This window comes from Marinomonas sp. S3726 (assembly GCF_000967665.1).
GTDB lineage: Bacteria > Pseudomonadota > Gammaproteobacteria > Pseudomonadales > Marinomonadaceae > Marinomonas.
On record NZ_JXYC01000006.1, the window covers coordinates 116443 to 139760 of the forward strand.

Sequence of the window (23318 nt, forward strand, 5' to 3'; positions counted from 1 at the left end):
TCTTATGTTTGTGTGAATTGGTTTTTAATCTATCGCGCTATCTTAGTATTAATTAGTAAGCAGGTGCAGCGAGTTTGCCCCAGTCTTGTATGATGAGCTCTAGGTCATTTAATAGGTTGAGCCAATAGTCTTCACCACTAAACCAAGGGAAGGCCATCGGGAAGGCGGGATCATCCCAGCGGGCATCTAACCAAGCGGCATATTGTACTAGTCGAATGGCTTTTAAACTGTCGATGAGTTCCAACTCTTTTTCATTAAACTCAAAATAGCTTTCATAACCTTCAATTAACTCACTCAATTGTTGCTTTTGTTGTGTCAGATTACCTGAAAGGTGTAACCATAAATCCTGAACGGCTGGCCCTGATTTCGCATCATCAAAATCTAATAAATAGATATCATCAGACCCGTCAACGAGTAAGTTGGATCTGTGGCAGTCCCCATGAATTGGGTACTGTTTAGTAGGCCAAAACTTATCAATTTGAGTTTGAATGAGAGGCAATAACTTTGCATTTATTTTCTCCAATCTCTCATGCAGAAATTTAGGTAAATGCTGGCACTCTTTTAATTGCGTTATTGCCTTGGTGAAGTCAGCAACGGGCGCCATAGCGGGACGTGTTTTAAAATCTGCTGCTTGTAGCCCTTGGTGGATTTGAGCCAAGGTTTCACCGGTAACAAAAAGGTGGTCCATATTATCTGCATCGGGTGCTTTGCCGATAAGTTTGTCATAAACACAGAAGTAGAAACCCTCATATAAAAACAGGCTTTCTCCTTCAATCTGCTTAGGGGCAATCACCTTGATGTCAGCCTGAGCGAGAGCAAAAAGCGCGTCATGCTCTTCTAGAATTTGTTCTTTGCTCCAGCGGTTAGGGCGATAAAATTTTGCGACTAAGGGTGTGCTATCTTCAATACCCACCTGATAAACCCGATTCTCATAACTGTTAAGTGGATAGATTCTGGCATCGCACCAAAGGCCAATGCTTTCAACGGCATTAATGACAAAATCTGGAGTGAGGGCAGAAAAGGGATGATCAGACATAGGAGGCTCAGTTAGCGTAAAAAATAAAACAAGGAAATAACAAGGTAAAGACTGCCTAGAGTAGCAAGCCCATAGGTATTAAGGCCAGTGTTTGTTACTTTAATCATACCTTCCCTAAAGAGTGTTTTATCTAATTGAGAGTTTGGGAAATAGAGTAAGGATTATTAATGAAAAATACCGCAAGTTTGAGCCACTTATTGCCTTTTATTTTGCCTTATAAGAAGCAAATCTTTTTTGCCAGTTTGGCCCTTATTGTGACTGCTGGGGTGACCTTAAGTTTAGGGCAAGGAGTGAGATATCTTATTGATAATGGTATCGCATCAGGTTCGAGTGAAGCCTTATTGGACAGCATAGCCATCTTCTTGGGCTTGGTGGGTTTATTAGCATTAGGTAGCTTTATTCGGTTTTTTCTAGTGTCTTGGATTGGTGAGAAGGTCGTTGCTGATCTGCGTAAAGCCGTGTTCTCTCATTTGATTAATTTGCACCCTGCTTTTTTTGAAGAGCAAAAAAGTGGTGAGATTCAATCTCGTATTACCACGGATACGACACTTTTACAGAGCGTAATTGGTTCATCGGTTTCCATTGCTCTGCGTAATATTTTGATGCTGATTGGTGGCTGCGTGCTCTTGATGGTGACCAATGCCAAACTCACCTTTATTGTGCTTTTGAGTGTGCCCTTGGTGATAGTGCCTATTCTATTTTTTGGTCGTAAAGTACGAAAACTTTCGCGTGATACACAAGATGAAATCGCCAAGGTAGGTGGCCATGTGGGCGAGTCTCTTCGTCATATCAAGGTCGTGCAAAGTCATAACCAGCAAGATCATGATATCGGGCTTTTTTCTAATGTGGTCGAACGTGCTTTTAATGTAAGCGTACAGCGTATTCGGCAAAGGGCCTTTCTTTCTGTTGTTGTCATCGTACTTTCTATGTCGGCCATTGCTGCTATGTTGTGGGTTGGTGGTAACGATGTCATGCAAGGGCGCATCACTGGAGGTGAGCTTGCGAGCTTCTTGTTTTACGCCATTATGGTGGCCGCTGCGGTAGCTGCTATCTCAGAAGTGATGGGTGAATTACAGCGTGCAGCAGGGGCAGCTGAGCGTTTAATCGAGCTGCTACACACACCTAACAAAATCCCCCCAAATGCCGATACGCCGACACAAATTGAAGATGTGCATGGTACTGGTCTTGGTGAAGAAATGATTCGTTTTAATCAGGTGGATTTTGCTTATTCAAGCCGATCTGATAAGGCTATTAGTGAGTTAGATTTAAGCCTGCGAAAAGGCGAGAGAGTCGCGCTGGTGGGGCCATCAGGTGCAGGTAAATCTACCTTGTTAGAACTCTTGTTACGTTTTTATGATGTGGACTCTGGGGCTATCAGTCTATTGGGGCAAAATATTCGTCAGCTTGGCTTAAGTGCTTTACGTGAAAATATGGCCATAGTGCCGCAACATGCCGCCTTATTCGATATTAGTGTGGCTCAGAACATTGCCTATGCAAGACCTGAAGCCAGTATGGAAGATATAGTAAAAGCAGCTAAAGCGGCCTTTGCCCATGATTTTATTATGCAGTTACCAGAAGGTTATGACTCTGATCTTGGTGAAAATGGCGTTAAGCTCTCAGGTGGTCAAATGCAGCGAATTGCCATTGCTAGAGCGATTTTAAAAGATGCGCCAATATTGTTACTTGATGAGGCAACCAGTGCGCTAGATGCGCAAAGTGAGCATCATGTACAGCAAGCGCTTGAGCATTTAATGCAGGGTCGAACCAGTTTAATTATCGCCCATAGGCTGTCTACTGTGGTGAATGCCGATCGTATTATTCTGATGGAGCAAGGCAAGCTGGTGGCTCAAGGTACTCATGCTGAGTTGTTAGAAAACTCACCGCTTTATGCCAAGTTAGCCAAGCTGCAATTTCAGCATGCTTAGTGCTCTTTATTAGGTTTTTTTTCTTTTTTCGTTTTGTATTGTGTTTAAAGAGCCAGTGAATTCACTGGCTCAGTCTTTCCTTTCACTCTCTGCTTTTTGCTTTCTATTTTAGTTCTCTATTTTAGCGCTTTATTCTAGAGAGCGCCTTAGCTTAGTTGGGCCACAAAAACAGATGCATGAGCACACTTAAGGCTAGTGTCATCCAGACTCACACCTTGAGTAGCAAAGAGCAATTTAGTTTGCCATTTGAGTGGTATTTCAAGTGGTGAGTCAGCTAAACGGTTTTCTTTATCAGATGGTGCATTAACCAGGCCGCCCCGATAAAAGCCTAACCAGAGCCTGTCTAAGCTACCTGCATCCTTGCGCCTCTCAAGAATCAAAGAGATAAAATCTCTGTCTTCTTGGTGCCAATCATCATGTGTCATTGGTTCGTTTTTTTGATTGAGCCAGATAACATTGTCTTTAATGTCATGATGAAAAAGCGCGTCATCTTCAAGGCGGCATTCGGCCAAAATTGGATGCTGCTTTCTCAGAGCTAAAAGCTGACTTATTTGGCTTTCTAGCAGATTGCGCTTTGCTGATGTTTTCCAATCTAACCAAGAGATCTCATTATCTTGGCAATAGGCGTTGTTATTGCCCATTTGCGTATTGGATAGCTCATCCCCTGCTAAAATGTGAGGCGTGCCTTGGCTTAAAAGGAGAGTAGCGATCAAGCAGCTTTGTTGATTTAGCCGTTCTTGGTTAATTTGATCCTTGTCGGTTTCCCCTTCATGTCCAAAGTTTCGACTAATATTTTCCCCATGACCATCACGGTTACTCTCTTGGTTAGCGAGGTTGTGTCGACTCTCATAGCTCACTAAATCGTGTAGGGTAAAACCATCGTGATAGCTGACATAGTTAACCGACTGCACCGCGCTTTTATGACCTTTATGAAAGATATCTCGAGACCCCATAATGCGTGTTGCAAACTCTTGCACTTGGGCTTTATCTCCACGCCAAAAGCGTTTGATGTTATCTCTGTATTTATCATTACATTCTAAAAAGGCAGTCGGGAATTGGCCGAGTTGATAGCCATCTGGCCCTATGTCCCAAGGTTCAGAAATGAGGCACGCTTGTGAGATGATAGGGTCTTGTAGCATGGCGCTTAATAAAGGCGCTCGGCTATCAAAGCCATGTTGAGTTCGGCCAAGATCGACCCCAAGGTCAAAGCGGAAGCCATCTACTCCCATTACTTCTAGCCAATAACGCATGCTGTCCATAATGAGCTGAATGCTCTTTGGGTGGTAAGTATCAAAACAGTTGCCGCAGCCTGTGAAGTTTAAGTATTCACCTTGTTCTGAGCGATAGTAGCTCTTGTTATCGATTCCCTTAAAGCTGACATTTGCTTGGTCTAGCTCCCCTTCGTAGGTGTGGTTATAAACCACGTCCAAGATGACCTCAAAGCCTGCTTTATGTAAGCCTTCTACCATGAGCTTAAATTCGGTCACAGGATCTTCAATGGCATACTCATAATCAGGTGTGAAAAAGTTGATTGGGTTGTAGCCCCAATAGTTTGTAAGCCCGAGAGCTTGTAAGCGCAGCTCACTGGCAAAGGCAAAGCAAGGCATTATTTGTAAGCTGGTAATCCCCAAGGCTTTTAGATGCGCTAGGCTTTTAGGCTCAATGAGGCCTAGGTACTTACCTTTGAGTCTCTCATCTATGTCTAGCTGTTGGCTAAAGCCTTTAATATGAAGTTCGTAAAGACTACGACTTTCTGCTTTTATCTTTTTACTAAGGGCTTGCGTGGCTCTTTCATCTTGCTGGCTAACAATGCATTTAGGTACTGAGTGAGCTGAATCTTGCGTATTCATTGCGCCTGTCTTTAGCATGGCGCTTTGATCTGGATGCCAATGGAGCTTGCCGCTGAGCTTTTTCGCATAAGGATCGAGTAGCAACTTATGAGGATTAAAGAGGTGCTGCTCTTTGGGATTAAACTCCCCATCAATACGATAGCCATACAATTGGCCGTCTTTTAGACCGTGTATCTCTGCATGCCAAATACCTTGTGTCTTTTGTTTGAGGGCTATTTGGCACTCGCCTTCTTGATCGTCTGAAGCAAACAAACAAAGGCTAACTTGTTTGGCGTGATGAGAGTAAATCGCAAAATTGACACCTGCCTCAGTGAGGCTTGCTCCCAGTGGGTGAGGATGTCCGGGTGTTTGAATATACTGGTTTTGAGGTTTTTGGTTCTGCATTTATCTACCTGTTTTATCCTTGTTGACTTGTTGGCCCTTTTCATTGAAAAGGGCCTGTACAAGGATTGCTTCGCTAAGCCTTAAGCTTAAGCGCAATTGCTGCAAGAGGCGGAACCTGTAGGCAAAGGCTTTGATCTTTACCATGGCTCGCAATAGCGTCAGTGTTACAACTTGTCGGAATTGGGTACTGACTACCTTTATAGTGCTCAGCATCCGTATTAAATACCATTTGATACTCACCTTCGTCAGGCACACCCACTCGGTATTCATTGTGTGGGTTTGGAGTGAAATTGATGAGTACGACTATCTTTTCATCAGAGTCTTTGGCGCGGCGGATAAAGCTTAGAATGCTGTTGCCTTTATCATCATAGCTTATCCACTCAAAGCCTTGATAACTATGGTCGTAATGCAATGCGGCTTCATCTTGGTAAAGCTGGTTAAGGTCTCGGCAAAGGGACTGCTGAGCTTGATGGTAATCTATGTCTAATAAGTGCCAATCTAGACTCGTATCATGATTCCACTCTCTACCTTGAGCAAGTTCATTACCCATGAAATTAAGCTTCTTACCCGGATGGAAATACATATAAGCCGTAAAGGCTCTCAGGTTAGCGAACTGCTGCCAAGTATCTCCTGGCATCTTGGTTAGCATAGAGCCTTTACCATGTACCACTTCATCATGAGACAAGGGCAATACAAACTGCTCGTCGAAGGCATAGGCTAAGGAGAAGGTCATTTCTCCATGGTGATATTGACGGTGAATTGGATCTTTAGATATGTATTGAAGGGAGTCATTCATCCAGCCCATATTCCACTTAAAACCAAAACCAAGCCCATCAAGGTAGGTAGGCTTTGAGACACCTGCAAAGGCGGTAGACTCTTCCGCTACGGTAAAGCAGCGAGGATGGTTGAGGTAGATGGTTTCATTAAGGCGACGTAAAAAGCTAATGGCTTCATAGTTATGATTGCCACCATCCACATTAGGAATCCATTCCCCTTCTTCACGGGAGTAATCCAGATACAACATAGAAGCGACAGCGTCGACTCGTAGGCCATCAATGTGGAACTCTTCTAACCAGTAAACCGCATTACTGATGAGGTAGTTCACCACATGCTCTTTACCAAAGTCATAGATCAAAGATTGCCATTCAGGGTGAAAACCTTTTTTAGGATCTGGGTATTCGTACTGCTTATCCCCATCAAAGTTGGCTAAGCCATGGCTGTCTGCCGGGAAGTGTGCAGGTACCCAGTCGACAATCACACCTATGCCTGCTTGGTGGAATTTATCCACTAAGAATTTAAAGTCATCAGGATTACCAAAGCGAGAGGTTACCGCATAAAGCCCAACCGGCTGATAACCCCAGGAGCCATCAAACGGATGTTCGGACACAGGTAATAACTCTACATGGGTGTAGGCCATCTCTTTTACATAATTTACCAGTTCGTCAGCATGTTCACGAAAGGTCAAAGGCTGTCCATGTTTGCGACGCCAAGAGCCTAAATGCACTTCATAGATACTCATTGCCTTGTGGTAATGATCAGGCTTTTCTTGGGACATCCAGCTTTTATCTTGCCAAGCATATTGTCCGTTATCCCAAGTTACGCTGGAAAAAGAAGGGTATTGCTCAATTAATCTGGCATAAGGGTCTGTTTTATGAGGAATGAGTTCCCCATGCTTATCTCTTATTTCATATTTGTACTTTTGACCTGTGCCCACATCTGGAATAAATAAACGCCATAGACCTTCGCCGCTGCTGGCCATAGGATGAGCACGGCCATCCCAAGCATTAAAGTCCCCCACCACACTAATAGAGCGGGCGGCTGGGGCATACACACAAAAGCGAGTGCCATCGATTCTAAGCTCGTTGCTAATCTGGCAAAACGCTGGGTTAGCCCCCTGATTAAGGTACATGGTGGCGCTATGATGCGGTACATCATTAAAGGTGGTATCTGTGAATTGATAGGGGTCGAGGCGAATCAGTTCATGATCTTGATATTGGATCTTAAGGCGATAGTGAAAACGCTCTTTTCGCTCTGGCCAGTCTATGTAGAAAAGACCGTTATTTTCTTTACTTACCATGGCGCCAAGTAGGGTGTCGTCTTCAAGGGCGAGGATATCAATCGCCATAGCGCCAGGTTGCCAAACAGTAAGGCTTAACCCTTTTGTCTTTGGGTTGTCTTGTAATCCAAGACAAGCAAAAGGGTCAGCACATCTGGCTTGTTGCAAATCATCTAGTAAATCCATTTCTATCTCCAACTGTTAAATCTGAAAGCATCACCCTTAATCAAGGGTTAAGGCTGATGCGTGCTAACCATGTAGTGCTGCCACAGAAAGCAATAAATACTGGTTGATTTTGCTTGGTGGAAGTTGGGCAAACTCGATTAAAGCGGCATTCTCTTCTTCAGTAAGTGAATAATCATGATGGCTGTTTTGACGCACAAACTCTTCCACACAGTGACTGACAATCAGTGGTAGGTTTACATCGGCTTCAAAAGTGCAATCAGGGTATGTCTCACAGTAAAGTAAATATGCATTCAATGCTTCAAATATCAGGCTTTTATACCAGCTTGGGTGTATGTCATAGGTTAAACGCTCAATTAAGAGTGCAAAGGTGTCTTCCCCTGCGGTCATAGACTTTAACGTGAGCTGACAATTCAATACGGTATCACTTTGTTTGTCGCCAAAAATAATACTTGGAGCATGCTTAAGGCCAGACCATATTTTAGTTAAGAAGGCTTCTGGCAATTTGGTGATCATGCCTTGCTCTAAACGCCAATCAAACCAATCTAGATCTGTCATATCTAAATCATTTTCATCACGTTGTGAGCTGAACATTTCACCATAAGAAAAGCCTGACATCCCCTTATTATGTGCCTGATGTTTCTGGTCTAACACACGCTCAAATATGCGATAAAGCTGATGGGGAGAAAGCTGAGCCAAGGTTAAAAAGGCATCTTCTCCCTCATCCATGCCAGCTTGTTTGGCACAAAGCAGTGCAAAGTGATGCAAGCGAATGGTGCGAACCCCATTGAAATAGTCAGGTTTTGCCCGAATTAGTGCACCTGTTATCGCAATTAACTCGTGGTAAATCACCTTAGCGATGGGGTTAGGTGAGATTCTTTCTATCAGTTCAAAGATCTCGTTTTGATGCAATGGGTTGCGAATATGTATCTCAGCCTTATGGGCTTCGCCTAAAATAAGCTGGCGTTGACGCACTGTGATATCGGCAATATAGGTCGCAAGGTCTGTAGTTGGTTGCATTAAAATCGCAAACAGTTGCCTTACGGCTCCCCAGTTCTCGTGAAGCAGGGCTTGGGTGTAAACAGACTCAAGCACCTTATAAGCGGTAATGGCTGGCGAGCTAAATGGCATGGTTTGCACCAAGGCTTGGCGCTTATGTAGCTCTAGTAAGCAATCAACTGCTAAGGTCATGTTTGGCTTTTGGTTAAGAAGCAATAACAGCTCATCATTAGACTTTAATACCAAAGACATGGATGGATGTTCAAACTCATCTTGTGTGACAGGCCAAGGGGCTTGATGCACACTGAGTTTCGCTTCTAAAGCGTGGCTCTTATCTTTATCTAGGGTGATGCTTCGGCGAATACCAGACTTAAAGGCGTTCTTCGCTGATTGAGGTAAGACTTCATAATTTTCTGTTTCATGATTCTGTAATTGACGCAAAAACTCGAATAGCTGATCACTGTGTTTCATCGCGGCAACAGCATCTTCGATGAAGAGGGTAAACACAGGATTTGCTGGGTAATACCAGTGCTCGTGAATGCTGTCTAATTCGTTGCAGATATAGTCTTTGATTAAGTCTGGGTCTAGCTTGCGATAGTCTTTGTCTTCGTTCTGAATCCAAGATAAACACAGGTAATTCTGCTCATTAATGCAAAACAGCTGTGAGGTTGCCATGCTATTTAAGGCACGAGAAGGGCGGCCGCTTAAACCTAAGCTACTAGATACCCCAAGGTGGCGATAAGTATCAATAAGCTGCTCGCAACTCATGACTTTTAAAGGGGCTATGTCTTCTAAGGTTTGACATAAAACCCCCGCATCAAGCAGACGTTGTTTAGTTGCCTCCGTTTGCGCCAAAATCACCATAGAGGTTTTAACCACGGGCTTTTGGTGTTGTCTTGGATGCAAGCCGATAGGGTCTAGATCTCGGGTAGTGATGAGTTCTTCATCCAGCATTTTACCCACAAGATAAAGGCTCTGAGCCCACACAAGCGGGAGGTTGTCATTGGCGACACGCTTTTGCGAACCTGGGTTTTCTTTTTCTGCTTGTACCTTATCAAAGGGCACAGAATACAACTCTGGTAATAACATTTGACCATCTTTTTCTATCATCAAGCTTTCTAGTTTTCGACGATAGTGATTGGCGCTCTCCCAGTCTCTGGCAAATAAGCGGTCGATATAGAGATAGGTAAAAAAGAGCGGCCACTCGGACTCAATATGCTCAAAGTTGATGAGTTCATCATACTCATAATAAATACGGTTTTGATCTTCAAGAGCTACTTGGTGTCCATCAAGTAAGAAGCGCTTACAGCCGTATTCGCCTCCTAGCTTATCGATAATTTCAAGGCGTGTTTTACGAGCAAGTTTAATGTCTCTCACGGCAAAAGCAGGGAAGCTAATAATACTTAAAAGGGCGCTATCGACCTCTTTAGAGCGGGACTCTTTTGGCAATAAGGACGCCAGTACAGATGACGCTCGTGCAACCGCATCAGCAAAGGAGTGAATCTCTGCCCACTTAGGGCCATCATCACCGAAGAGGTTAAGGCCATCTAATGCTTCCATCGCGGCTTTTGCCATGCCGACAGAACTGGCGTTTATCTCTGCTTTACCATTATTTACCTTGTTGCCTCGCTCCCAAATTCCATAATCAGGAGTGCGGTAAGTTCTTGAAATATAATAAATTAAGTTTTGAATGAAGTTGACTTCGTCGCGGGAGAAAATGATTTTAGAGCCCGCTTTTGTCATTTGCGCCAGCATCAATAAATAAAAGCTGGTGGCATCGATTTGCAAATGGCCCCAAGCATCATCCGCTACGGCTTCTAAGCCAGTTTTTGTATCGTATTTTGCGTGTAGTGCATCAGCAGGATTAAGGCTGTGTTTAAATGCTTCTACTTTGCGAGTTTGTCTCATCATGGCGGATAAAAGGCCGCGCATCATTTTGATACAGGAGTGCTCTAATTCGTAGGCACGTTTTTGTGGGTTGCCGTTACGTTTATTGGCAAGGTAAAGCGCCCAAATAGCTTGAATGCTATAGACGTTATCCCTCACCCAGGCATCAGTATAGTTACCATGGTTATTAATACTGGTACTGGCAGGAAATAGACCAGTCACAGGGTGCTGCCGAGATAAAATAACCTGATTAATATGTTGATAGAGAGCTTCTAACTTATCAGGTATTACAGACGTCATTGGTAAGTTCCTTTGATTTGAGAAAACGCTTAAGTTCTAAAAAACAATGCTAAAAAATTTCCGTCAGCGTCAGTTTAGTGCTTAGCCAATCATTATTATTAACACCTAGGTGTTGCAAAAATATGTTTCGCCAGAAGCAATTTGTTATCGACAGACAAATAAACATCTACTCAGGTAAAACGATCGAGCCATGCTATCGCATCTTATTATCTTGCCTGTCTAAAATAGTCTTATGCAAGTTCTATGACAAAGTGTAAAAATAAAAAAAGCGGTTAATCATACGATAAACCGCTTTTTTTATTTTGCTTAATCTTTTCTAAATACGAGGGAACCTACGATTAAGTCCTCCCGCCTCAGCGTGTGGATAAAAGCACCTAGGTTGAGAATTCAGTGATTAAGTTTCTCAGTTGGCCAGCGCATTGTTTTAATTCTACGATGTTGCTTTCCATCGCCTTATTGTCTTGAGAGGTATCTTCAGTCACCGAATTAATGTTGTTTATGTTACGGCTAATCTCTTCGGCCACTTGGGTTTGCTCATGGGAGGCTAAGGTGATCTGCTGGTTTAAGTGTGAGATCTCTTTGATGCCATGGTTAATATCAGAGAAGCTAGTGCCTGCTTGTACGGCTTGCTCAACCCCTTCTTGGGCCATGGTCTGTGCTTTTTCCATGATATCTACAGTAGCGAGTGTTTGGTTCCTCAAACTTTCTATCATGTCTTGAATCTCAACTGCAGAGCCTTGTGATCTTTGAGCTAGGTGCCTGACTTCATCCGCTACCACGGCAAAGCCTCGTCCTTGTTCTCCCGCTCTTGCTGCTTCAATAGCGGCATTTAAGGCGAGTAGGTTGGTTTGATCCGATACCTGACCTATTACCTCAAGCACGGTTTCGATATTCATCACATTGTTTCTAAGTTGGTGAATAGAGTTGGTAGCATGGGCGACATTTTCAGCCAAGCCTTTAATGCTATCGTTGGAGCTGGTGATAATGGCTAGACCTTGTTTTGATTGTTGTTGTACTTCTTGAGCCTTATTACTTGCCTCGGCGGAAATGTCATTAGCTTGCTGAGCGCTGGCCGCCATTTGGAGCATAGCACTGGCGGTTTGCTCGGTTTCTTTAAGTTGGGTTTCAACCCCATGTGTGGTCTTGTCGCTGATCTGGTTTGACTGCACTACGATATGATCAAGCTGAGAACTAGAGCTGCCGACCTTGTTTACGATTTGTTGGAAGGATTCCATCATTTGATTATAAGACGAGGCCATTACACCAAGTTCATCTTTGCTCGAAAAATCAACACGCTGGGTTAGATCACCTGACTCAGCAACACTTAACATAATGTCTTTAAGCATAATGACCCGAGAGGTTACTAAATAGATGATGAATAGGGCGGTCCCACCAATGAAAAGCGTCAGTAGGATAACCGCAATGCCAAAACGTATGAGATTATGGAAGAACTGCTGATGTAAGGCGTCCAGATAAACACCCGTACCGATAATAATGCTCCAAGGCTCAAAGGCTTTCACATAAGCATTTTTAGCAGTAGCGTCTGTTTCACCTGCTTTGGGCCACATGTAATCGACAAAACCAGCACCATCTTTTTCGACGACTTTTAAGAATTCTGCAAAGACTCTCACCCCATTCACATCTTCAAATTGGCTCATATCTTTGCCTTCGAGAGCCGGAGTAATAGGGTGCATTAACATGGTGGAGTTCATGTCATTTATCCAGAAGTACTCTTTGCCTTCGTAGCGTAATTCTCGGATTACTTCGAATGCTTGTTGTCTTGCTTGGTCTTGGTTTGTGCCTTTTTCTAGGGCATCTTGATAATAGTGAGAGAGGGTACTGTGTGCGACTTCGACCAAATCCTTGGTCCTATCTTGCCTGTCTTGAAATTGGGTCATATAAAGGGAGTAAAGCGAAACGCCTATTAAGCCTGAAGTACCTAACGACATAAGTACTATGATGGCCCAAAGCTTGTAACGTATTTGAATATTATTTAATGCATTAAACATTTTTCATCCTACTTGTTCGCAGCTTCCTAGAGAAACGAGGGAACATTTTTCTATGTTAAAAAGTGAATCACCTATAAGTAATTCTTATTTCTAACGACAAGCTTACTGGTATGTTTGAGCCAAGACTTGATGTAAATCAAGCTAACAGGCTTCTTCAATGAAGTTGTGATTTTATGGAATGAAATGCTAAATACATAAAAAAATCTTATATCTCATATGTGAACTTGGTTCTTTATTTATGAGAAGTGCTAGTATGACGCGGTCTTAGTTTACTGCTGATTGATATGGAATATTTATACCTAGCGCTGACGGCTTTTTTAAGTGCAACCTTGTTGCCTATGGGGTCCGAAGCTCTACTACTGCTTTATGCAAATGATACGAGTCTTTCTCTTATTGGATTGGCTGTTGTCGCAAGTCTTTTCAATACCTTTGGTTCGTGTGTGAACTGGTGGTTAGGTGGATATCTTGAGCACTTTCAAGAGAAGAAGTGGTTTCCTGTTTCTCAAGAACAGCTAAATAAAGCCCAGATAAGGTTTAATAAATATGGCAGAGCAAGTTTGTTATTTGCTTGGTTGCCAATTATTGGAGACCCGCTTTGCTTTGTGGCTGGCTTGCTTAAGGTTAACTTTGCTTCCTTTTTCGTTTTGGTGCTAATTGGAAAGTCATTGCGATACTCAATGCTCTTATTCTTGGTTATTTAGGTTCAATTCATTGTTTGATCACGATTTATTCTAAGCTAAGTGCTTTTTTAGGGTGACGTCAAAATTTAATCCCGCTAGAATCATGATTAAGAATTGAACGCTGATAACGCTAAGGAATTCACGTGAAACTAGAACTCGCTGCTACTTCAACCAAAAAACTGACTAAGCTATCTGCATTTGCATTAGCCGTCACAGCTCTACAGGGCTGTTCTATGTTATCACCAGCAGGCAATGTTGTTGAGACACAACCTATCACAATGGAACAGCAAATGGCTCAGTCCGTTGCTGAGTGGGAAAGCATCAAACCTAAGATTGATAATGTACTTCAGCTTGAAGCTAAAATCGCCAAGTTAGAAGGTGAAATTGCTGAACTTCAGTCTGGTAATACAACAGCTGGTACTAAAATGGCGCCTGCTGAAAAAATGGCTGCCAGTGAAAAAATGGACAAGGAAGACATGACAGCAGAGAAGATTAAGGCACAAGCCGCCCCTCTTCGTGAAGAACCTGTTGTTGCGAAAATGAATAAAATTGATGCTGAAGATCTGATGATGACAGATCTTGAAATGAGTCTAATGGAAGAAGCGAAAGCAGAAGAAGCCATGGCTCGTGAAAAAGAATACGAAGTACCGAATGATAACTATGTTCGTGCTGAGTTCATGAAAAAAGCAGCAGAACAAAAAACAACTAAGCGTAAGAAAACGCCAGGTGAGTATGGCTTACAGCTAGTTTCTCATCGTTCAGAAGCAGGCGCTAACCGAGCTTGGGCACCAATCTCAACTAAGTTTAGAACCCTGTTAGCAGGTAAAGAGCCTGTGATTGAGATGGCCACTGTGAAAGGTAAGCAGTACTATCGCTTAAAAGTTGGCCCTTATTACGATAAGCGAATTGCTGTTGATACTTGCAAGCAGCTAGTACTAAGCCGCCAAGATTGCCTTGTGAGTGATTATTATGGCGAACCCTTCTAAGCAAACTCGCTAAGAAACAAGCCAGTTAAAAAAGGACCGAGAGGTCCTTTTTTAATGCCTGACACTTAGTATCTAGGCTTTGTTTAGTATGCTTTTTTCACCATTAAATAAGCTACGATGGGAAACTGAATCCAGAAAGAAAAATAGAAGAATGTTAGGTACCAATAAGGATAAACAAATTCTATGCCCTGCCCTTGATACCAAGCCAATAATAGATAATCGAACAGAAATAGCGGCAAGGTGAGGTAAAGCGCAAGCCAAAGCGAGTTCTTAAGATAACGGCCATCATTCCAAAACTTCTTAAGCGAGTAACGGGTGACAGGGAAGTAGAGTAAGGTTACCAAGACACAGATTATAAACTTTATCTCCAAGGCCCTTCCTTGGTAATAATCTGGTAATCCTAAAATGTAAAAACTTGCCCAAGTAACAAAGGCATAAAAGAATAAATGAATGTGCTTTTTTAATGGCATAAGAAACCTCTTATTTGACTTAATATGCTTAGCTATTCTAGGTTGAGCTCTATTTTTAAGAAGATCTAAAACTTGCAAACACCTGCCTAATCCTCTCTCATTCTTGAACTTGTTTTTCTCTGCTTATAAGCTTGCTAATCAAAACGCTAAACAATGGTTATGTATGGATAATGTGATTCAGGTCTTGAGCTCTCTGGCGATCAATGAAGGTTTTAATCCAAGTAATATCGAGGGAGTTAGTGTATTTAAGGCATCTCAGCACTACATTAGTGAGCCTATTACTTATGCTCAGGGAATCATTTTCATCTTGCAAGGCTCGGAAGATGTTTATCTAGGAGGGCAAAAATATGTTTATGATGAACAAAACTATCTTGTCATCCCTGTGCCTATTATTGCTGAGTGTAAGATTCTAGCGACCTCGACTAATCCTATGTTGGCCATAGCTTTGGATATTGATTTAGAGCAATTGACTAAAATTGTCTTCGAGCTAAACCAAGTGGAAAGTTTCAAACATCAGCTTAAGGGTATTGAAACCGAACAAGCCAGCCGAGGTATTTTTGTTTCGCCCATTGTCGATGATATTCAAGCTACTTTATGTCGCTTGATACTTATGCTTAATAACCCCCAAGAAAGTGCTTTATTAGGTAAGCAAACTCTTAGGGAGCTTTTATATCGGGTCTTGGTGAGTAATCAAGGGCGTGAATTTTATCAGTTAACCTTGATGGATACTGACTTAGCTAGGATTGATCAGGCATTAAAATGGATGCATCAATTTTATGATCAAAGTATCAGCATCACGGAACTGGCGAGTAAAGTGAATATGGGAGAGTCGACTTTTCATCGTGTGTTTAAACGAATTACGCAACACTCTCCCGGCCAGTATTTGAAAAAGCTTAGATTGGATAAGGCCAAAGTCTTGCTGGAAGAAAAAGGCTGTCAGGTGCAAGAAGCCGCTTTTTATACTGGATATAAAAGTACAACTCAATTTGCCCGAGAGTTTAAACGCCTCTATGGCAAAAGCCCGAGTGACTACTTGAAACCCTAAAGCAATGATTAAGTACGGATTAGCTCAAGAGTGTTATCAGCATAGGATTCTCAATCAGTAGCCAAGCACTAACAAGGGCTAAGCTAGCGGCATAAAGGTAATTCAGTGCCATTTCATAGGTAGAGCTACGCGATATTTTTGACAATAAATCGCCAATGGAAACCCAAAGAAAGTGGATAGAAATGTTTAAGATGGCGAGCCAGATAATTAGCAGCATGATGCCTTGCTGTCCAAATTCTTGTTGGGCTTGATCAGAAAATAGCGTGAACATTAAAAAGACCATTAGCCAGCCCTTAGAGTTTAATGCCTGCACTATTAGTCCATCAATGAAACCAAGGGACTGTGACTCTTTATCAAGTTTAGAAGTGCTGCTCTGAACAAATTTATAGGCTAAATAAAATAAGTAAAAAGCGCCTAATAATTGCATAGTGTTCATCAGTTCAGGCTGAGATTTTAACACTTCACCTAGCCCAAAGCCTATGATGATGGACTTCACTAAAAAGACTGTATCGACACCCGCGATTAATGGAATAGATCGTTTCACACCAACACTTGCACCTGATGCTGCAAATACTATGTTTGCAGGGCCTGGGCTAAACACTAGGGGAAACATCACCCCTAACCAAATTAAAAATAAACTCATACAGATCCTCCTAATAATGAAGGTGAATTTTATTCGATAGAAGCCTGAGTCTCTTGTATGAAATTGACCCTTGAGGTTTGAAGAGATTACTTAGGTTAGTGCTGATAGTGTGAAGCGTTACTTATAGAGAGCTTATAAAGTAGAGCGTTTAATAACTAGAGGATTTGATAATTTGATGGAGAGGTACCAAAGGCCTTTTTAAAATTACGAGTGAAGTGGCTTTGATCATAAAAACCGCAAGCAAGCGAGGCATCTACACAGCTTGCGCCATTAGCGAGAAGCCCTTTCGCTTTTTGTACTTTTATGAGGATTAAGTATTGATGTGGCGTGATGCCAAACAGGGTTTTAAAGTGTTTGATCAATTGAAACTTTGAGCAATTCGTGACAGCTTCTAGCTCAGTTAATGATGGGTTAGCTTCAAAATTATCATGGATATAATCTCTTGCCCTATAGCTTGCCGCTTTTGATATCCCTAGATAAGCCTGTTCTTTAGCTGAGCCATACTGAGTGAAAAGTTTATCAAGTGCCAATACAAATAAAGACTCTTTACTTAACAGGAAAGCTGGTTCCTCTAAGGATATATGCAGCTGTCGTAAGCTATCAAAGAGTGCTTCATCATAGATCTTTGGAGAATCAATAATAGGGTCAATAGGTAAGTCTCGCTGGGAAAATTGAGTGGCAAGTTCAGCTAAATTAAAGTAGAACATACGGTACTGCCAGCCCTGCTTTGAGCCTGAGAAGCCAGTATGTACTTCGCCAGGATTAATCGCGACTATATGTCTTTTGGAAATGACTAAGTTTTGGCCGCGATAATATAACCCTTCAGCACCTTCTTCAATCATGCCAATGGCTAGTTCATCATGCCAATGCTTTGAAAACTCAAATTTGTTGTAGCGAGCAGAGAGAAGCTCGACGCCTTTAAACGTATCGCTCCTCCATATTTTTGATGTTTCCATGCTCATGTTCTCGTTTTCTCACTAACTTAAATGACCTCTATTTAAAGAGATTATAGCCTTGGAACTGGTAAAGCCGTATAGGATAAAATTGAGCGGTGAAAATCTCCCTAGCTTGCCATGTATCTTTCTAGTCTGGGCTTGATGAAAAGGGTCATCATTAAGGCAATGAAAATACCTAGAGGTAGCGCTAGAGTGAAAGCGCCAAACCAGTTTTGAGCGAATTCAGCAGCATTTGTCATACCTAAATTATTTAAGGTCGTTACGAATGCCATGACGCTTTCCATTATGACAGCCATGCTAAAACCAACGACAAAATTGCGTTTCAGGTCGCTAGTATTGGGTAAGCACTTTTTAACAAAACGGCTTACTAAGGTCATGAGTAAGAAGCCAATGGGAGCCATGATAAGTGCGGCTAGTGCTAATGATGATAGCCATTGGTGGACAAAATTATCGGTGAAACCAATATTTTGATAGGTCATAACAAAGGTCAGGCTACCCACTAGAGTAACTATGATTGATGCTACAATGGCGATCTTTTTCAATAACTTAGGCATAATTGTATTTCCTCTCATTAGTGAGATTTTAAAGTGCACTCTGAATATGGTTGATAATATCAACTAGATTGGAGCGCATCCTAAGAAATATAATTGATAATGTCAACTACTTTGGAATGCTTATGTCAGAATTAAAGATGCCAAACCCTTTTATGGTGCTTGCTCATAAATTTAAATCTATGGTGTTAAGGGCGTTAAGAGACCAAGGCATTGATATTGTTCCTATGCATATCAAATCTTTATTTTGTGTGAATCGTTTAGAAAGCTGTACTGCGGTTGATATTGCTGAAGCGTTAGATAGAGATAAAGCGCAAATTACCCGCCTTATCAAAGAGTTAATTGATAAGGAACTGGTTCGTAAAGAGCCGAACCCAAATGATAAACGCAGCCAATTGATTGTATTAACTGAGCATGGGCGGGCTACTTTGAACAAGGTATTGAGCATTGAAAAAACCATTATTGAGAAGATGCATCAAGGCATGCCACAGGAGAAAATTGATCAGTTTGATCAACTCTCAAGTCAAATGGTTGAGAATTTACAGAAGAGTTAAATAAAAAAACCAGCCGAGGCTGGTTTTTTTATACTCATAGCTTCAACTAAAGCGTCAGAATAGTTACAAGGTAATCAATTCATCACAAACACTGCTTAGTAAGGCCTTATCATGGCTCACAATCATAATGGCGACGTCACTGTGTTTTACCACATTGACTAGCGCTTCAATGACAGCTTTTTGAGTTAACATATCAAGACGTGAAGTAGGCTCATCAGCAAAAATAAATGTGGGGTCGAGTAACATCACACGGACAATTGCTAAGCGCTGTAACTCTCCCCCTGAGACTTGATCAGGGTTACGGTCAATCAGCCCTTCATCCAGTCGTAATTCGGCAAGTAACCCTGTTAGCTTATCTTGGCCGATGTGATATTTTTTCATCAGATCATTGAAGCTAGTTCTTAAAGGAACATGAGCAGAAAACACATCTGTTGGATCCTGGAAGAGTTTTTGTGCTTTATGTTTCTCGTTATTTTTATGTGCCCACTCGATTGTACCGCTGTCGCTTGGTAGTAGGCCTAATAACATATCTCCCAGTGTGCTTTTTCCACAGCCACTGTCGCCACTGACACCAATAATTTGCCCTGGATGTAAGCTAAGTGATACATCGCTGAAAAGTGCTTTTCCACCTCGGCTTTTACTGAGGTTTTTCGCATTTACTATGGATGGACCCTTGTTGCTTTTCGCTTCTCTTTTTGGCCAGCGACGTGGATCGGCATCAATAAGCTCTTGCGTATAGGGATGGGCAGGGTGGCTGAGAACCTGCTGGCTCTCTCCCACTTCTATGATGTCGCCTTTACGCATAATCATCACGCGCCCACCAAGCTGATGGGCAACGTCAATGTCATGGGTGATCGTAAAGACACCTTCATTTTTTTCAATGAGTGAGCGCAATTGCTTGGCGATATCATCACGACGATTAGCGTCCAACCCTTTGGTTGGCTCATCAGCAACAGTGAAGGTTGCTCCGCCTGAACGTGATGCTAAAAACGCAACCCTTTGTGCCATACCGCCAGATAACTCAAATGGGTATTTATGTGTGGCATGGGGCAGTTTAACGCTTTCAAAATCATGGGAGGCTTGAGCGGTTGCGTCACTCGCGTTTAAACCTTTAACTATCTGATAGCCTTCTTTAACCTGCTTGATCGCATGCATAGTAGGGTCTAACGAGCGTGTCGGTTCCTGTGGGAGAACACAGATGGTTTTCCCCCATAAGGCATTGCGGTCGTCAGCAGATATGGTGTGAATGGCTTGATCGTGTAAGTAAATCTCACCCTCAGCGATTAGGCCTTCAGGTAGATTATTGGCGATGGCTTGAGCCAATAAGGTTTTGCCTGAACCGGTTTCGCCGACAATGGTCAGCGCTTCGCCAGCAACTAATTCAAATGATACTGGGTTAACGATAATGTTCCCATCAAGCGTCTTAACGCTTAGATTCTTTACAACGAGCATTATTTTTTCTTCCCAATCATTAGATTTAATCCTAGAACTAATATAAATAAAGCAATTATTGGCTGTAGTATGATCCACGGTGCTTCGTAGTAATAAGGCATGAGTTCAATCATCATGAGGCCTAATTCTGCACGGGGTGGTTTTACACCAACGTTAATAAAACCAAGGGATGCGACGGATAAAACGGTGGTTGCCAAGGTAAAAGCCGCCAAACGTAAGATAATCGGACGCAACTCTGGGAAATAGTGCCTCTGTAGTAAATACCATGGCGTGAATCCCAATAACTGAGAGGCGGCGACTGCATCACGGTTAGCGATAATCATGGATTGCGCTCGCACGACACGATACATTTCGATGCTGGCAATCAAAGAGACACCCAAAAAGAGTGGCCATAGCTTTCCCGGTGCAATCGTTGCGAACAGCAATATAAATAACAATCCAGGAACAGCCAAAAATAAATTGGAAATTAAATTTAAGACTTTATCCGCTGTTTTTGGATATTGCGCGGACAGAACGCCCATTAGCGTGCCGAACCCAGTGGCAAAAAAGGTACTGATCAAAGCGATACCAAGAGACACTTGCAGCGCAGAGGCCAAGCGCAACCACATGTCACGTCCCAAATGGTCAGTACCAAACCAGTGTTCAGCACTTGGTGCTTGGAGTGTATCCATCAAAGATTGATCATGTGGACTACCCGCAACAAGCAAGGGTGCGACTAAGGCAAAAATACAAGGCACTATGAAGAGTAAAAGTCCGATTTTTTGCTTGAAATAAAGTAGGCTAAAAGAGGTAATGATATTCATTATGACTTACCTCCTTCACGTGGATCGAGCAGCAGTACGGCGATATCCACTAATGCATTCATCGCCACAAAAATTAATCCCATTGCCACCGCAGCACCTTGAACGATAGGAATATCCCTTGCAAAGATGGCATGGACTAAACTGTGGCCAATACCCGGCCATGCAAATAAGGTTTCAATCACCACAACGCCTTCAACAATCGTAATAAACTGAATGCCTAAAAAGGCCACGACAGGGACGAGCAAATTACGCCAACCATGACGTTGGAATGTTTGCGCATCCGATAAACCTTTAATTCGCGAAAACAAAAAGTATGTCGAGTTACGTACGCCTAGTGTGCTATCTCTCACTACTTGCACAGAGACAGCAGCAAGCCCTAACGCCAGTGTCAAAGTAGGTAAAATTAAGTAGGAAAAATCACCATGTCCGGCAGCAGGCAGCAGTTTCATCTGCACCGCAAACAACATGACTAATAAAATACCAATCACAAAATTCGGTACGGATTTTAATGACACGCTACAAAATAACAGAGTCTTGTCGAACCAAGAGTTCGGGTGTTTTGCTGCCAAGACGCCCAAAGGTACGGCAATAAAAACCGATAACACAATACTCGCACCGGCAAGTGTTAATGAATGGCCCAAAGTGTGCCCAACTTCTTCAATGACAGGGGAACCACTGACTAATGAGTTACCGAAGTTGAAGGTTAAGCTATCGCCTAACCATTCAACCAATCGAACCCATAAACTGCGGTCTAACCCTAATTCGCGCGCAACGCTTTCAGCTGTGCTCGAATCCATCAAATCAATGCCATAGCGCCCACCTGCAATGCGATAAGCCATGTTTCCACCTAAGCCTTGTGCTGCAAAAAAGCACACAATGCCGACGAAAAGCGCGACAAAAACAGCTTGGATGGACCGCCAAGCGAGAATGTTGAGTAGAGTGTTAACGGTTTGTCTTTTCATACTGAGTTCAGTCTTTTCCTTTAGTCTAAATGGGTGTTATTTCACTAACTCAATTTCATTTAAGCGGTATGTCGTATCGAAAGGATCAAGAGAAACGCCTTTTAGGTTTTTTGATACAACAACAGATTGCTTATACCAAATGACAGGAATAACAGGCAGTTCTTCTTGAATGGCACGGGTTACCAAGGCACGGTTAGCATCGGCTGCATCATCGGCATTATCTAATTTAAGTGCGTCCAACGCTTTGGCAACCGCTTCATTTTCCCAGTTCATTGCACCCCAATCCGCGCCACCACGGCCAAAATCGCTGGCGATGTTGTTAAGTGGTGATTGTACGGTTGCGTAGTTACGTGACATTAGCGCGACTTCTAACGTACCGTCTTGGTGGCCACCTGGTACTTCTGTATAGCTGCCGATAGAAATGTCCATTTTAATACCAATTTTTTTGAATTGATCTTGGATCGCATTAGCGATTAATGGCAGTTCAGGGCGGTCAGAGTAGGTTCTCATTGTGATTTCGAAAACTTTGCCGTCTTTTTCAGCATAGCCTTCAGCATTAAAGGTAAAACCGGCTTTTTCTAACAAGGCTTTGGCGTTATCAGCGTTGTATTGGAAAGGTTCTAAATCTGTGTTGTGCCATTGTGAAAGGCTTGGTGGTAACAGTTGCGTAGTTTTAATTTCAGGTGAACGAAGCAAAGAGGCCGCAATACCATTTCGATTGATGGCTTGGCTCATGGCTTGACGAACGTTTATATCCTGCATGAAGGGGTGTTTATGGTTTACTTTTATGGTGATAACACGTGGCAACATGATACTCATCACATCGAGTTTTGGATTATGCTTCAAACGGCTAATGCTGGCTGCATCAAGGCTGTATGCGATAATGGAAGGCTTGCTTTCAGCCATCAATGCACGAGTTACGCTACGAGATGCCGCAATGTATTCAATTTCATCAATGCTGGCTTTTTCTCCCCAATAATCGTCTTTTTTAACAATACTCAAACGCTGTGGCGGAGTGAACTCTTTAACATTAAATGGACCTGTACCAACCACCTGATTGACATCACCATCTTTGTCATACGCTTTAGGTGATAAAATCATCGTAGTATGGTGTCCTAATGCTGCGGGCAGCAAGGTATAAGGTTTTTCTAAGGTAAAGACGACAGAGTTATTCTTGCTCTGCATAGAAAGAATTGGTACGCCTTTCAAAGGGCCCGGTTTCTCTTTGGCTACTTCTAGGGAATGAATTACCGCATCCGCAGTAAGGGCTTCACCATCACTGAATGTGACGTTGTTGCGTAAAGTAAAAGTCCACACTTTTTTATCATCACTGACAGACCAATCAGTAGCAAGTTGAGGCTTCAGTCCTCCTGCTTTATTGATGCTAACTAATGTTTCCGTTATCCCCATACGTGTGAATGCATAACCGCCAACGGTTGGATCCTTGGATTTAAGCTCCCATGGGGAAGTAATGGTTATAGTTTGTGCCTGTAAAAACAAAGCTGCGCCTGCCAAAGCGGCAATGATCAAGGATTTCTTTAAATATTTCATAGAGGTATTTGCTCTTGGATCAACGAAGGGGAATGT

At 42.5% G+C, this 23318-nt stretch carries 18 protein-coding genes; 5 read left to right on the plus strand and 13 right to left on the minus strand.

What is annotated here, in order from left to right; genetic code table 11:
* Positions 1-52 precede the first annotated feature (52 nt).
* On the minus strand, positions 53-1036 hold the full coding sequence (locus TW85_RS05950; protein WP_046016181.1) for a serine/threonine protein kinase: 984 nt from the start codon (positions 1034-1036) through the stop codon (positions 53-55).
* A 167-nt stretch (positions 1037-1203) separates the two neighbouring features.
* Here TW85_RS05950 and TW85_RS05955 point away from each other — a divergent pair, with 167 nt between their 5' ends.
* Complete coding sequence (locus TW85_RS05955; RefSeq protein WP_046016182.1) at positions 1204-2961, plus strand: ABC transporter transmembrane domain-containing protein; 1758 nt, start codon at positions 1204-1206, stop codon at positions 2959-2961.
* Positions 2962-3107: 146 nt separating this feature from the next.
* Here TW85_RS05955 and glgX read toward each other — a convergent pair whose 3' ends face one another.
* The 4 genes from glgX to TW85_RS05975 form a co-directional block, all read right to left on the minus strand.
* On the minus strand, positions 3108-5195 hold the full coding sequence (gene glgX, locus TW85_RS05960; RefSeq protein ID WP_046016183.1) for a glycogen debranching protein GlgX: 2088 nt from the start codon (positions 5193-5195) through the stop codon (positions 3108-3110).
* Between the two features lie 73 nt (positions 5196-5268).
* On the minus strand, positions 5269-7437 hold the full coding sequence (glgB, locus tag TW85_RS05965; RefSeq protein WP_046016184.1) for a 1,4-alpha-glucan branching protein GlgB: 2169 nt from the start codon (positions 7435-7437) through the stop codon (positions 5269-5271).
* Between the two features lie 63 nt (positions 7438-7500).
* A complete protein-coding gene (locus TW85_RS05970) occupies positions 7501-10620 on the minus strand; it encodes a glycoside hydrolase family 15 protein (RefSeq protein ID WP_046016185.1) in 3120 nt (1039 codons plus the stop codon).
* Positions 10621-10994: 374 nt separating this feature from the next.
* Entirely contained in the window at positions 10995-12629 is a 1635-nt protein-coding gene (locus TW85_RS05975; protein ID WP_046016186.1) for a methyl-accepting chemotaxis protein, read from the minus strand.
* Between the two features lie 284 nt (positions 12630-12913).
* Here TW85_RS05975 and TW85_RS05980 point away from each other — a divergent pair, with 284 nt between their 5' ends.
* Together TW85_RS05980 and TW85_RS05985 are read left to right on the plus strand one after the other, a co-directional pair.
* Positions 12914-13330: a YqaA family protein gene (locus TW85_RS05980; protein WP_046016187.1), complete on the plus strand. Its 417-nt coding sequence runs from the start codon at positions 12914-12916 to the stop codon at positions 13328-13330.
* A gap of 122 nt (positions 13331-13452) precedes the next feature.
* Positions 13453-14295: an SPOR domain-containing protein gene (locus TW85_RS05985; protein WP_046016188.1), complete on the plus strand. Its 843-nt coding sequence runs from the start codon at positions 13453-13455 to the stop codon at positions 14293-14295.
* Positions 14296-14378: 83 nt separating this feature from the next.
* Here the strand turns inward: TW85_RS05985 and TW85_RS05990 are convergent, their stop codons facing one another.
* The gene (locus TW85_RS05990; protein ID WP_046016189.1) at positions 14379-14765 is read right to left on the minus strand and encodes a hypothetical protein; all 387 of its coding nucleotides are present in this window, start codon (positions 14763-14765) and stop codon (positions 14379-14381) included.
* 163 nt (positions 14766-14928) lie between these two features.
* On the opposite strand from TW85_RS05990, the gene TW85_RS05995 reads away from it, so the two are divergent.
* The gene (locus tag TW85_RS05995) at positions 14929-15810 is read left to right on the plus strand and encodes an AraC family transcriptional regulator (RefSeq protein ID WP_046016190.1); all 882 of its coding nucleotides are present in this window, start codon (positions 14929-14931) and stop codon (positions 15808-15810) included.
* A 19-nt stretch (positions 15811-15829) separates the two neighbouring features.
* Here the strand turns inward: TW85_RS05995 and TW85_RS06000 are convergent, their stop codons facing one another.
* The 3 genes from TW85_RS06000 to TW85_RS06010 form a co-directional block, all read right to left on the minus strand.
* Positions 15830-16453 carry a LysE family translocator gene (locus TW85_RS06000; RefSeq protein WP_046016191.1) on the minus strand — a complete coding sequence of 208 codons (624 nt, stop codon included), beginning with the start codon at positions 16451-16453 and terminating at the stop codon, positions 15830-15832.
* A gap of 155 nt (positions 16454-16608) precedes the next feature.
* Positions 16609-17409 carry an AraC family transcriptional regulator gene (locus tag TW85_RS06005; RefSeq protein ID WP_046016192.1) on the minus strand — a complete coding sequence of 267 codons (801 nt, stop codon included), beginning with the start codon at positions 17407-17409 and terminating at the stop codon, positions 16609-16611.
* 107 nt (positions 17410-17516) lie between these two features.
* Positions 17517-17963: a DUF2798 domain-containing protein gene (locus tag TW85_RS06010; RefSeq protein WP_052701923.1), complete on the minus strand. Its 447-nt coding sequence runs from the start codon at positions 17961-17963 to the stop codon at positions 17517-17519.
* 122 nt (positions 17964-18085) lie between these two features.
* Here TW85_RS06010 and TW85_RS06015 point away from each other — a divergent pair, with 122 nt between their 5' ends.
* Positions 18086-18514 (plus strand): MarR family transcriptional regulator, encoded by a 429-nt coding sequence (locus TW85_RS06015; RefSeq protein WP_071210266.1) that lies wholly within the window; start codon positions 18086-18088, stop codon positions 18512-18514.
* A gap of 63 nt (positions 18515-18577) precedes the next feature.
* On the opposite strand, the gene TW85_RS06020 is transcribed toward TW85_RS06015, so the two are convergent.
* The 4 genes from TW85_RS06020 to TW85_RS06035 all read right to left on the minus strand — a co-directional run bounded on the left by TW85_RS06020 (position 18578) and on the right by TW85_RS06035 (position 23282).
* The gene (locus TW85_RS06020) at positions 18578-19966 is read right to left on the minus strand and encodes an ATP-binding cassette domain-containing protein (RefSeq protein WP_046016194.1); all 1389 of its coding nucleotides are present in this window, start codon (positions 19964-19966) and stop codon (positions 18578-18580) included.
* On the minus strand, positions 19966-20769 hold the full coding sequence (locus tag TW85_RS06025; RefSeq protein WP_052701925.1) for an ABC transporter permease: 804 nt from the start codon (positions 20767-20769) through the stop codon (positions 19966-19968). The genes TW85_RS06020 and TW85_RS06025 overlap by 1 nt, the downstream gene beginning before the upstream one ends.
* Positions 20769-21644, minus strand: coding sequence for an ABC transporter permease (locus TW85_RS06030; RefSeq protein ID WP_238326171.1), 876 nt, complete (start codon positions 21642-21644; stop codon positions 20769-20771). Before TW85_RS06030 ends, TW85_RS06025 begins: the two co-directional genes overlap by 1 nt.
* A 123-nt stretch (positions 21645-21767) precedes the next feature.
* Positions 21768-23282, minus strand: a complete 1515-nt coding sequence (locus TW85_RS06035; RefSeq protein ID WP_071210268.1) for an ABC transporter substrate-binding protein — start codon at positions 23280-23282, stop codon at positions 21768-21770.
* Positions 23283-23318 lie beyond the last annotated feature (36 nt).

Coding starts and splice junctions, on each gene's coding strand:
- TW85_RS05950 (WP_046016181.1), bottom strand. CDS start 1,036: ATGTCTGATCATCCCTTTTCTGCCCTCACTCCAGATTTTGTCATTAAT.
- TW85_RS05955 (WP_046016182.1), top strand. CDS start 1,204: ATGAAAAATACCGCAAGTTTGAGCCACTTATTGCCTTTTATTTTGCCT.
- glgX (WP_046016183.1), bottom strand. CDS start 5,195: ATGCAGAACCAAAAACCTCAAAACCAGTATATTCAAACACCCGGACAT.
- glgB (WP_046016184.1), bottom strand. CDS start 7,437: ATGGATTTACTAGATGATTTGCAACAAGCCAGATGTGCTGACCCTTTT.
- TW85_RS05970 (WP_046016185.1), bottom strand. CDS start 10,620: ATGACGTCTGTAATACCTGATAAGTTAGAAGCTCTCTATCAACATATT.
- TW85_RS05975 (WP_046016186.1), bottom strand. CDS start 12,629: ATGTTTAATGCATTAAATAATATTCAAATACGTTACAAGCTTTGGGCC.
- TW85_RS05980 (WP_046016187.1), top strand. CDS start 12,914: ATGGAATATTTATACCTAGCGCTGACGGCTTTTTTAAGTGCAACCTTG.
- TW85_RS05990 (WP_046016189.1), bottom strand. CDS start 14,765: ATGCCATTAAAAAAGCACATTCATTTATTCTTTTATGCCTTTGTTACT.
- TW85_RS05995 (WP_046016190.1), top strand. CDS start 14,929: ATGGATAATGTGATTCAGGTCTTGAGCTCTCTGGCGATCAATGAAGGT.
- TW85_RS06000 (WP_046016191.1), bottom strand. CDS start 16,453: ATGAGTTTATTTTTAATTTGGTTAGGGGTGATGTTTCCCCTAGTGTTT.
- TW85_RS06005 (WP_046016192.1), bottom strand. CDS start 17,409: ATGGAAACATCAAAAATATGGAGGAGCGATACGTTTAAAGGCGTCGAG.
- TW85_RS06010 (WP_052701923.1), bottom strand. CDS start 17,963: ATGCCTAAGTTATTGAAAAAGATCGCCATTGTAGCATCAATCATAGTT.
- TW85_RS06015 (WP_071210266.1), top strand. CDS start 18,086: ATGTCAGAATTAAAGATGCCAAACCCTTTTATGGTGCTTGCTCATAAA.
- TW85_RS06020 (WP_046016194.1), bottom strand. CDS start 19,966: ATGCTCGTTGTAAAGAATCTAAGCGTTAAGACGCTTGATGGGAACATT.
- TW85_RS06025 (WP_052701925.1), bottom strand. CDS start 20,769: ATGAATATCATTACCTCTTTTAGCCTACTTTATTTCAAGCAAAAAATC.
- TW85_RS06035 (WP_071210268.1), bottom strand. CDS start 23,282: ATGAAATATTTAAAGAAATCCTTGATCATTGCCGCTTTGGCAGGCGCA.